Source organism: Streptomyces albospinus, from assembly GCF_014648695.1.
Taxonomy (GTDB): domain Bacteria; phylum Actinomycetota; class Actinomycetes; order Streptomycetales; family Streptomycetaceae; genus Streptomyces; species Streptomyces albospinus.
In genome coordinates, this window is sequence record NZ_BMRP01000050.1 from 1 (window position 1) to 10,230 (window position 10,230).

The 10,230-nt window shown below is 67.9% G+C and carries 8 protein-coding genes and 3 pseudogenes; 6 read left to right on the plus strand and 5 right to left on the minus strand.

The window, feature by feature from the left end; all coding sequences use genetic code 11:
* Positions 1–255: 255 nt before the first annotated feature.
* The 3 genes and pseudogenes from IEZ17_RS43340 to IEZ17_RS35640 form a co-directional block, all read left to right on the plus strand.
* Positions 256–477 (plus strand): annotated as a pseudogene (locus IEZ17_RS43340) (pyridoxamine 5'-phosphate oxidase family protein); the annotation flags it as partial.
* Between the two features lie 109 nt (positions 478–586).
* Positions 587–856 (plus strand): annotated as a pseudogene (locus IEZ17_RS35635) (oxidoreductase); the annotation flags it as partial.
* 960 nt (positions 857–1,816) lie between these two features.
* Complete coding sequence (locus tag IEZ17_RS35640; protein WP_189307586.1) at positions 1,817–2,110, plus strand: hypothetical protein; 294 nt, start codon at positions 1,817–1,819, stop codon at positions 2,108–2,110.
* A gap of 377 nt (positions 2,111–2,487) precedes the next feature.
* Here the strand turns inward: IEZ17_RS35640 and IEZ17_RS35645 are convergent, their stop codons facing one another.
* Positions 2,488–2,970 carry a hypothetical protein gene (locus IEZ17_RS35645; RefSeq protein WP_189307588.1) on the minus strand — a complete coding sequence of 161 codons (483 nt, stop codon included), beginning with the start codon at positions 2,968–2,970 and terminating at the stop codon, positions 2,488–2,490.
* Between the two features lie 1,024 nt (positions 2,971–3,994).
* Here IEZ17_RS35645 and IEZ17_RS35650 point away from each other — a divergent pair.
* Genes IEZ17_RS35650 through IEZ17_RS35655 form a run of 3 tightly spaced genes read left to right on the plus strand, consistent with a single transcriptional unit; the run spans position 3,995 to position 7,223 of the window.
* Positions 3,995–5,695, plus strand: coding sequence for a mycolysin (locus IEZ17_RS35650; protein WP_229852963.1), 1,701 nt, complete (start codon positions 3,995–3,997; stop codon positions 5,693–5,695).
* 44 nt (positions 5,696–5,739) lie between these two features.
* On the plus strand, positions 5,740–6,279 hold the full coding sequence (locus IEZ17_RS45055; protein WP_373300048.1) for a DUF6980 family protein: 540 nt from the start codon (positions 5,740–5,742) through the stop codon (positions 6,277–6,279).
* Entirely contained in the window at positions 6,276–7,223 is a 948-nt protein-coding gene (locus tag IEZ17_RS35655; protein WP_189307592.1) for a GNAT family N-acetyltransferase, read from the plus strand. Before IEZ17_RS45055 ends, IEZ17_RS35655 begins: the two co-directional genes overlap by 4 nt.
* A 114-nt stretch (positions 7,224–7,337) precedes the next feature.
* Here the strand turns inward: IEZ17_RS35655 and IEZ17_RS35660 are convergent.
* The 4 genes and pseudogenes from IEZ17_RS35660 to IEZ17_RS35675 all read right to left on the minus strand — a co-directional run.
* Positions 7,338–7,808, minus strand: a pseudogene (locus IEZ17_RS35660) (transposase); the annotation flags it as partial.
* 68 nt (positions 7,809–7,876) lie between these two features.
* A complete protein-coding gene (locus IEZ17_RS43350; protein ID WP_229852964.1) occupies positions 7,877–8,017 on the minus strand; it encodes a hypothetical protein in 141 nt (46 codons plus the stop codon).
* Between the two features lie 811 nt (positions 8,018–8,828).
* Positions 8,829–9,122 carry a hypothetical protein gene (locus IEZ17_RS35670; protein ID WP_189307594.1) on the minus strand — a complete coding sequence of 98 codons (294 nt, stop codon included), beginning with the start codon at positions 9,120–9,122 and terminating at the stop codon, positions 8,829–8,831.
* A complete protein-coding gene (locus IEZ17_RS35675) occupies positions 9,052–9,972 on the minus strand; it encodes a TIGR03086 family metal-binding protein (protein WP_189307596.1) in 921 nt (306 codons plus the stop codon). The genes IEZ17_RS35670 and IEZ17_RS35675 overlap by 71 nt, the downstream gene beginning before the upstream one ends.
* Between the last annotated feature and the right edge of the window lie 258 nt (positions 9,973–10,230).

A 10,230-nucleotide genomic window follows, 5' to 3' on the forward strand; every position in this document is an offset into this window, starting at 1 on the left:
CCCCACCTGCCACCGCGACATACCCACACCCGCACCAACCTGACCAAGCACTACTAGGGCCGGTATCGGGAAGTGCAGCCAAGATGCCGATTGGTCTCCTGGCAGGCTGATGGCATGCAGGAGAGCCCTGAAGATCTGGAGTGGTTACAGCGCTTGTTCGACGACTCGCATGCTGCGGCAGGACCGCACCTCCGTGCAATCATCAATGAGGAGCGCCGTCTCAATGCTGCGGGTGCTGCGGGTGCAGTCGCCGCGATGGGCGCGGAGCGTGTCATGGCGCTGGCCACAACGACGGCCAGGGGCGAGCCCCGGGTGGGCCCGGTCGACGGGCTGTTCTCTCGGGGACGTCTCCACTTCGGGTCGGGTGCCAACTCCCTTCGGTTTCGGCACATCCGTGCTCGTCCTGCCGTCTCAGCCTCGGTCATCGATGGCGAATGGCGGCAGATCACTGTGCACGGCCGGGCTCAAGTGGTGTCCCCGGCAGAGGACCTGGGGCTGACGTCATTCCTCATCGATGTGTACGGACGTGAGGCATGGAACAGCTGGATGAGCGCTCTACCCGCTCGCCCTTTCCAACCGCGTGGCGATGGCGCCGCTGACCCGCCGCCGCGCGTACGGCGACGGTCTGTCCGCTACTTCGCTGATGGCGGAGTACTACCGGCAGCGTGCCGGCGCCGGGCTGATCGTCGCCGAAGGCGCCCAGCCCAGCCGTGTCGGTCAGGGCTACACCGACACCCCTGGTCTGCACGACGCCCGACAGGTCGCGTCGTGGCGCCCTGTCACCGACGCCGTGCACGAGGCGGGCGGCCGAATCTACGCGCAGCTCATGCACACCGGGCGCAACAGTCATTCCTCGCCCACGGACCACTCGCCACCGACAGCGCTGCCCCGGGCCGAAGGGGCTCTCCGGCGCGCACTCGGCACCAGGATAAAACGAGCCTGACGCACCGTCGGGCATGGCACGGCAGGATTCCCCGGCGGCGCCGCGGAGGGCGGAGAGGCCGGTGTGCCGGACGGGCAGGTCGGCTTTCCAGGCAAGCCGGGTGGCGACCGCAACGACGGCTTCGGGGGGACAGGCCACGGTCGGTGACGGTGTGCCAGCGGGGTTGCAGGGCGTGGAAGGCGTCGCAGTCGGGGCCCGGCAGGTCGGCGGCCTCGATCCAGACCCGCCCGGCGCGGACCGGGCAGCTCGGCGGCCGGGAGTCGAACGGCACCTTCACCTGCCGCGGGCTGACCCTCGACGCGGCGGGCACGGGCGGCGACGGTGCGGTCGAGGCCCAGCTTGTACACGGTGGAGCCGGTCTCGACCACGCCGGACAGGCGGCGGTCGATGGTCGATGGTCGCAGGGGCGGCGAACGTCCCCGGCCGCCAGCCCGGCTCCGCCGTCCCCTGACCAAGTTCCTCGCTGGGCAGCGGTCGCGGCGTTGGGGGCCCTCGTCTACCGGGCAACCGGCTGGCACCCCTCTCCCTGAAGTAAACACACCTACCGGCCGCTACGAAATTCGGGGCAGTTCACCACCGCGACCTGGACAAGCTACTGGCGCCGCCGTACCCGGAACCGGTGGCAGAGCCTCATCAGCTACACCAGGCATAGAAACCAGCAATCAAGTCAACTACCTGCGGAAACTTGTCGAATAGGACATCGTGCGGGTGCAGGTCAGCGCGACGGATGAGCTCGGAGACGTCATCAACGATGCGGGCCAGTCCGAAGTTGCGGTTTGCCTCAGCGACGTGACGTCCCCCAGTCGGGAATGGGGGGTGTAGGACGATCGCTGCTGCCACAAGTGCACGATCCACCCACGACAGGGCGTGTGCATGTCGTCGCTGCTGCTCGCCGTCCAGCAGGCCCACCGACCCTTCCAACGGCCGTTACCCGGCGGACTGGTGTACGCCCAGGAGATCCACACGGAGGACGACCGCTACGGGAAGGACTACTTCGTCCGGAAGGCGGGCGAGGTCGTGGCACACCAGCGTTGCCGCTTCCGCGTCTACCCGCAAGGGCGAGCCGACCGGCTACTGGCGCAGTGCGGCTTCCACTTCCAGCGGGCTACCGAGGACCGGCTGCTGCGGAGGTATGTGCGGCGACAGACGGTCAGCGCGCTCGGGTGAAGTCGGCTCACGGACATCTGGGCCTGACGCCGCTGTCCGTGTGCTGCGGTGTTGCCGGGCCCGGGTGACTGGCTTCGGGCCCGGCAACTGGATACCGCCAGGTCGACGACCCGACCTTGAGGCCGTCTGCATGCCGGTTCAGGCCGGGCCACCCCCATCGCCAATACGGCGTGCGGGGAGCGTCGGCCTGCCGACGCCGCGCAGCTGCTTCTGGTAAGCCTCTGCCCGGGCGGAGGGCAGGGTGCGGACGTAGACGGCGTGGAACAGGGCCATGCCGACCGATCCGGCCCCGCTTGAGCCGAACCGAACCTCGATCGACTTCGCCCTCAGGCTCCGCGACCTGCCCAACCGTGTGATCACACCTTCGGGCAGGCGCTTTAGCTGTGGATGTCCAAGCAAGCGGCTGCGGTGGCGGAGCCGTCGGCGTAGATCCAGGCTGAGCACACCGAGTCGCCGTCCGGCAGGTTCCAGTCACCGTTCCAGTCGTAGTTGCCGGCTACGTCAGCGGAGTGCAGGGTCACCTCCGGCCCGTCAAAGAAGATCGACCCGGTTTTGTCCCACACGTGGACATGGCCCGTAGACGGGTTGGTGCTCACCGGTGCCAGGACGGACGCACCTGAAACACGGTGCACCCCCAGGCCTGTACCGCAGACCCACACCGTGTTCTGGAAGCCGCTGTCGTTCGTCCAGCCGTTCTTGCAGTCGTCGTTGTCCGCCGGAGCGATATGACGCTGCACTCCGTGGTTGGCCGCGATGGTGTGGCCTTGCGGAATGCCGTTGGCGCTGGCGATGCCGGTAGTCCCGACGCCGAGAGCCAGAGTCGTGCAGGCGATGGATGCCACACGGGCGATGCTCTTCATCAGTTCCCCTCGTTTGTTGTGAACCGCGCTGATTGCGGCGTGGTGGTGACGCGGCTGTCCATGCCGCGGAGTACCAGGAATGCGCCCTTCACGACGGACTTGACCATCTGATTCGCCTCCGCTGAGACAGGGACGGTGGACGACCGGCGCTGGGAACGCTGCCTGTATCGGACGTCGTCGACGCTAACCACGGCCGATCGAATGGCGATGAAATCGCTGGTGGGCACGGTGCCGGTTGGCCGTTGCGCAGACTGCGGTGCTCAATCCGCGCGCAGGTTGTGTCCTGCGGCGCAGACTCGCTCGCGCCAACGCGCACACAGCCCCAAAATGATGAGTTCACGGACGGGCGCTCAGGGACTGGGTCAGCGGTCTGCCGAAAGGCAGAGCCGCGGCGCGTAGCCATGCCTCGCGGAACACAACGCCGATGCCCAAAGGACGACATGGACCATCACGCCTCTGCCCGAAGGAAGACCCCGCGGCCCGGGAAGCTGCCCGCTGACTCCGACGGTTCTACGGGGCCACGGCTCAGCCGACACCGCGCCCGGGCCTGCAATCCGGCCCTGAGAAGCCGCAGGTGGTGACGGACGGGGCGTCAAAACCAAGCCGGCTAGGGGCGCTGGGACGTCAGAGGTAACGGGCACCACCGACCGCCAACAGGCCCTGCCGCAACGGTAGATCGCCTCACCTCGCTGGCATCGACGCGCAGTGGTTCTCCGTACGTCGCGCTGCCGCCAGATGAGTCCGGTGACAGCCAGGCATCCGCCAACCCCGCGCTTCCTGTTTCTCGTTCTCTTCTCCGATGGCAGTGACATGTGCAAGCCGTGAGGTATATCGTTCCGGCCACCTGTTACCCACGGTGCATCTAAGGCCAATGCTTGACGGCTGAAGTGGCCCAGGGTCAGTTCCTTACCCCCCTCACGCTCGTCGGCGTGCACCGAAGTCGGCTGTGCACGCCATAGGAAGGCACACCATGTCCCGAATACGGTCCCGGAGACGGGTTCCCAGAACTGCCGCTCTGACCGCGATGGCAGGCGCAGGCGCCTGCCTGGCAGCCGTTGTCATGCCGTCCGCGTTCGCGGGCAGCTCCCCTCAGGCCCACACCCCCACACCCGCCGGCACCTGCACGATCCGCCCTGCGGAGAAGAACTCCGAGGCACCGCTGAGCTGTCTCGGCGTCACCGCATCCCTCGACCACCTCCCCGCCGTCGGCGAGCAGGCCACTCTCACCGCGGACGTCAAGGCGCAGACCGACGTCAAACGCGCCGGCCTGTCCCTCCAACTGCCGCCCGCACTCCGGATATCCGACGACGAGGGCTCCGGACTCACCGCGCCCACCACGGACACCTTCGGCCAGCGCACCAGCCGTACCCTTGCCCTCACCCCCGGCACCCAGACCGTCCATCTCAAGGTCAAGGCGGTCGCCGCCGGACCCGCCCAGATCCAGGCGGACATCAGCGACATCGACCACCCCGACCCGCGCCGCGCCGGACACGACTCGGTCGAACTCACCGTCAGCAAGACCAACGGCTCCTCCGACAAGGGCATATCGGTCACCAAGGCCCGTCCGGCCCCGGTCGAACATCCCGCGCCGGGCGCTCGCAAGGAACGCCCGGTCACCCCCAAGGCGCCCGCCCCCTCCCCGGCCCGTACCTCGGCCGCCTCCGCCCCGGCCGCCCCGCGCGCCGCCAGCCCGGCCGGGAACTCCTCGCAGGTCTGCATCAGCGGTACCTTCCGCAACCGCTTCCAGTCCGCCGAGGGCGGTAGTTGGAACGGCAAGGCCAACCGGGACGAGCCGGTCCACAACGCCAACGTCACCCTGTGGGGCCAGCCCACCGCCAACAGCGGTACGCAGAAGCTCGCCACGGGAATGACCGGCAACAAAGACGGCAGCTTCAACCTCTGCTACACCCCCACCACCTCCGTCACCTCCAAGGCCTGGGTGGAGTTCCAGACCCAGGCAGGCCAGTCGTGGTCCGTGGTCGACGGCAACGGCCGCCTCTACACCACCGCCACCTACTCGAAGGACAACGTCTCGGGCAGCACCAGTCTGGGCAACGTGTACGCCAACGAAGGGCAGAGCCGCGCCTGGCACGCCCTCGACACCCTCAACAAGCTGTGGTGGAACCGCGGTTCCACCACCAACTGCTGGGCCGGCAGCCAGCGGGACGGCCACTGCACGCCGATCACCGTCCAGTGGTACCCCGGCTCCACCGACGGCACCTACTGGTCGACCAACGAGGACAAGATCCACCTCGCGGACAACGACCCCGACTCCGAGCACACCGTCGTCCACGAGTCGGGCCACGCCCTCATGGGCAAGCTCTACAAGGGCTGGTGGCCGAACGTGACCAACTGCTCGCCCCACTACGTCAGCCGCACCTCCTCCACCAGCTGCGGCTGGACCGAGGGCTTCGCCAACGCGGTGGCGTTCCACACGTTCAACGACACCACCTACTACTGGGGCAACGGCAGCTCCCAGAATCTCGCCAACAACCGCTCCACGACCGGCATCGACCCGGGCGACGCCTGCGAGGCCCGCGTCGCCACCGCGCTGGTCGACCTGTGGTCCCAGGTCGACGGCGGCTGGGTCAAGAGCAACACTATGATGACCAAGACCCACCAGTCCGGCTTCCGCGAGTACTTCGTCACCGACCGGCCCGACTACGGCCTGGACACCGGCACCAAGGCCCGGGACATCCTCTACAACCACACCATCCAGTACTGATCAACCAGCACCTGCATGGCCCGGACCGGTCGACGGCCCGGGCCATGCGCGTACACAGCCACGTGAACACGCCCTGCGACCAGCACGGCGCCCCCTTCGCCTGCCCGGACGCGCTGATCGACTTCACCGCCACGTTCCAGGAATACGGGCTGATCATCCATGACGGCGGCACGTCGACCGTCACCATCGAGTTCTCCCCCTGGTGCGGACGACGTCTTCCCGAGTCGCAGTGGGATGGATGGTTTGACAGAACTAGGACGCCGTGGGATCGATCCGTGGGAGGACGAAGTCCCTGCCGAGTTCCAGGACGGCCGCCGGCTGGCTTCACCTCCTCAGGAATGACGGAGCAAAGCACCTCCAGTCACTTCCGATACACGCCTGGTGCCGTTTCAGGCAACGTTCGCGCTGTAGGTCGTGACGCGCGTCGGTTGATGTCCGCGGTGGGTACACGGCTGCCTGGACTGCCATCGGTTCGGCCGCCGCGACGATGCGCTTCGCACGTCGCACTGTTGGCTGCTGCGGTCGGCGGCCCCGGAAAACGGTTCGACCCGTTAGCAGAGTCCTGGCACAGTGGCGCACCATGAGGGACTCCGAGCTCTTGACCGCCGCGGACATACCGCTCATGCAGGGTCTGGCACAGCGCGTCACGGAAACCCGCCCGGACGTGATCAGCGCCGGCGCTTCGTACGGGGAGCTGGCCTGGGTCTGGGGCCAGGGGCGCGCCCTCTACGGCGCAACCTGGCCGCGTCGGCTGTGGTTCTCCGGTGACGAATTGGTGGCGTGGGGCTGGGCCTTTCTTCCGCGCCGGGTGAGGCGCAATGACGGGTCGGTCACGGACGTCACCGGCGCCTCTCTGAGTTATCAGGTCCATCCCGACCACGCCGAACTGGTCGACGAAGTGATCGAGTGGTACGACAGTGTGGCGGCCGGCCTCGCGCGCACGGTGTTGCCCACGGCCGCCGAGGAGTTCGCCCTGAAGCGATGGGCGGCGCACGGCTATGAGGCCGACGTGGAGGCGCTCGGGTACGCCGGCGACTGGACGCAGCTCAACGAGCGGGACCTCACCGATGTGGAGCAGCCGGTGCTGCCGGCCGGATTCCGGTTCCGCACCGCCGACGAAGCCGGACCCGAGGCCGCGGTCCGGGCCCATGTGGACGCCTGGACCCCCTCGGCGTACACGGCCCAAAGCTACGACGATGTCCGGCAGACGGCGGCGTACCGTGGCGACCTGCACGTTCTGGTGGAGGCGCCGGACGGAACCATGGCATCTTCGACGATCATGTGGCTCGACAAGGCGAACAAGACCGTCGAGTTCGAGCCGGTCGGAACGCATCCGGACTACCGGCGGCGCGGGCTGGCAAGGGCGATGATGCTGCACGGGATGCATCTGGCGCGGGCCGCCGGGGCCACTCATGCGACGGTCGTCTGCCTGGGTGCGCCGGGGCATCCCGCGGCGCGCGGGCTGTACTACGGCCTTGGGTTCCGGGAGCTCTCGCGGGATGCGCCGCTGATCAAAACCGCGGGCTGAGGACTGGTCGTTCGGGCGGTCGCTGCTCAAGCCACGCAGGCACGGGCGACGATCCGACGCAGGCGGGTGCCCTCGGCGTGGCGGTTTTGCCGGACATCCGATGCGGTTGATCCGTCAAGCGGCCTCAGCGATGTCGGGCGCCTTGGGGGTGAGGAAGGCGATTGCCTCGTCGTAGTCAGTGCGGACGGTGAGGCAGTGGTGCAGGCAGCCGAGCATGCGGTCGAAGAGGTTTCTCCGGGCTGCGGTGTGCCGGTCGCCAGCCTCTCTGCGACGGTCGTAGTGGGCTCGGGCGCCAGGTGAGGCGGTCAGGGCGGCGAAGGCCCAGACGTAGCCGACTGCGGCCAGGCGCTGGTTCTTGACCCGGCGTGCCATGACCGACACGCTCTTGCCGGACGCTCGGGTGACCGGTGCGGCCCCGGCGAAGGCTGCCAGGCCCTTGGCGTCGGTGAAACGGGATCGGCCGTCACCGATCTCGGCCAGCACCCGGGAGCCTGTGAATGACCCGAGCCCTGGAAAGCCGGTGATGATCCGCGCATTCGGGTGCTGCTCAAAAGACCAGGTCAGTCTGGCGAGAGGGCTGTCTGCCCTGATGATGTATAGACCTTGGTCCTGTCCACGGTGGCAGCCACGGAGCAACCGCCGTTCACTGCCCATTAGATGATGTAGCGGCGGATCATGCTGCCCTGCTCCTTGGGGCCGGCGTGGTCGGCCGACCCGGTGCCCCGCCGGACGATCCGCAGCAGCCGCTGCCCTGCGTCGTCATCGATCTCGCGGACCCGCACAAGCTCAGCCACCCACCCAGCATGACGCACCACGCGCCGACCGGATCACCGTCCGGACGGCGCGTCACAACAGGGCGAACGTTGCCTGATGCGGCACCAGACCCCACTCCAGAGGATGGGGCCTCTCCGCTGGCAGCATCGCCCTGGCCCACAGGTACAGGTTCGCTACCGGACACGGGGGTGATGCACCGTGCTGCCCGCCTCCGAGCCCATAAGGCATGTCGGCCCGACGTACGCCGACCCTTGTTCGACGGTTTACCGGGCGATCCGCCGGTCCGCTCAGCGCAGGTGCGCCCGGCAAAAGGCGAACTCATCGACGCCCAGCACCTTTGGCGAACAAGACCTGGTGAACGATCCGCCGTTCCCACTCCTGATCGGGATTCACGAAATCCTGGTCAGAGCGTGAATGCAGCCAGGGCTACGACTCGTCACGTCGCTGCCTGCGTCGCGAGAGGGTGATTTGTGAGCCTTTGGCTGACTCTGCTATGAAGAGGCCGGTGCTGGGCGGCGGGGTGCTGTCCGCCGCACGAGAGAAGAGCCCGGGTTCGGGTACGCCGCCCCGGAACACATGGCGCACGGCTCGGCGCTGGTGAACAACGTGGCCCCGGCCAACTGGTATGCGGCGAGAGGCTCCGGACGCCAGGCGCACCAGGTTCCCCTCGGCGTGCCGCGTGATGTCGGAGTCCGTCACTACGGCGTTCTTGGCGGCCAGGGCAACGGAGTTCGTCGAGTTCTTCCACCGCACCACGGCAGTGCCCAACGGTCACGTACGGGGCGCTTCGGGCCTGGCGGTGACGACGCTGCGCGTTGTGGAGCAGGAGTGTCATGAATGAGGCACGGGCGCAGATTCGGTGGTGACGAACTTTTCCAACATTCTCGATGACGGCCAGAATCTCACGGTAGCCGGGCGGTGGCCGGGCGGTGGCGGCTCTGGTGGCGGGACGCCGTCCTCGGCGGCCAGCTCCACGATGGTCTCCCGGGTGATCTCCAGACGTCTCAAGGTTGCTTCGGCAGCGGTGAGTTGCTCGGCGATACGAGCGATCTGCTCACGCAGTTGCTCGGCCGTCTCGCGGATGAGCAGCTGCCGGGTCTCGATCTTGTCCAGGAGTTCTCTCATCGACGCTCCCGCTGGTCGGGTGTGTTGCAGCAAGGAGGGGCGGGTCGCGCCAGGTCGGGGTGGGCAGCGACAGGGAACCGCAAGGCTCGGAACCGGACAACCTGCCTTCAGGCGTTACGAGAAGCACCCAAGACTCGCATAACCCCCCTGAGAGGGAGTGAGGAGCGAGCGCGAGCCCAGGCGAGGTCATGGAGTTGGGGCCGTCCGGGTTGGCTGGGAGGCGCTTCATTGGGGGAGCCGGGGTGGTCATTCGAAGGGGGTTCCCGTTCGGGGCCTGGGGTCGGTCGAGTCGGACGGTGCGGCCGAAGCAGGCGGCGATCGGGTCGAGGGCCGGTGCATCGTCGGGCGCGGGCTTGGACGGTCCGAACAGGCCGGTGTGGGCGCGGATCTCGTCGGAGTCGCCGTACCAGCGGTCGTGTACGGCTTGGAGCGCGGCGGGGTCGCCGGTGCGGTCCTGGCCGGTGGCGGTGGCCAGCTCCCAGCGGTGCAGGACGGCTTCCAGCAGGTGCAGGTCGGCGACCCGCGGCCCCGTGCCGCAGTCGGGCAGCGGCATCTGCCGCTGCATGCCCCTCGGTCCGCCAGGCGGCGAGAGCATCCTTCGCGCCCCGGGCGTAGATCTCCCCAGGCTGCTGGGTGCCGATCTGGTCCTGGGCGACGAGGGAGAAGTCAGGGCGCCGCCCTGGGCCAGGGTGATGTAGTAGGGGTTGCCGACCACGAGATGGTTGGCCAGGGCTCGCACGTCGAAGTCGTTGCACGGGGTGGGCTGCTGGTACTGGTCGAGTGTGACATTGTTCAGCCGCTGCGTGGTGTGGTTGAGGGCCTTTTCCAGCAGCTCGATGTCCAGGGCCATGATGATCGGGTCCCTCCCATGTGTGGGGATGGGGAGCCGGCGCGGTACATGGGCCGCGCCGGCTCGCTGGTCGGCATCTATCGGCTTCGATGCGAAGCACGGGAAGATGCGCCGACAGGTGGAGAGTGCCCTGCACGTAGGACAGTTCTTGTCCGTGGTGGGTGGATCGCCCGTCGCATTCTTCGAGCTGGCTGCCATCGGCTGGCTTCTCCCTCGTGGCGTCAGCCCGCAGGACAATGTTGTGCCGCTGCCTGCCGA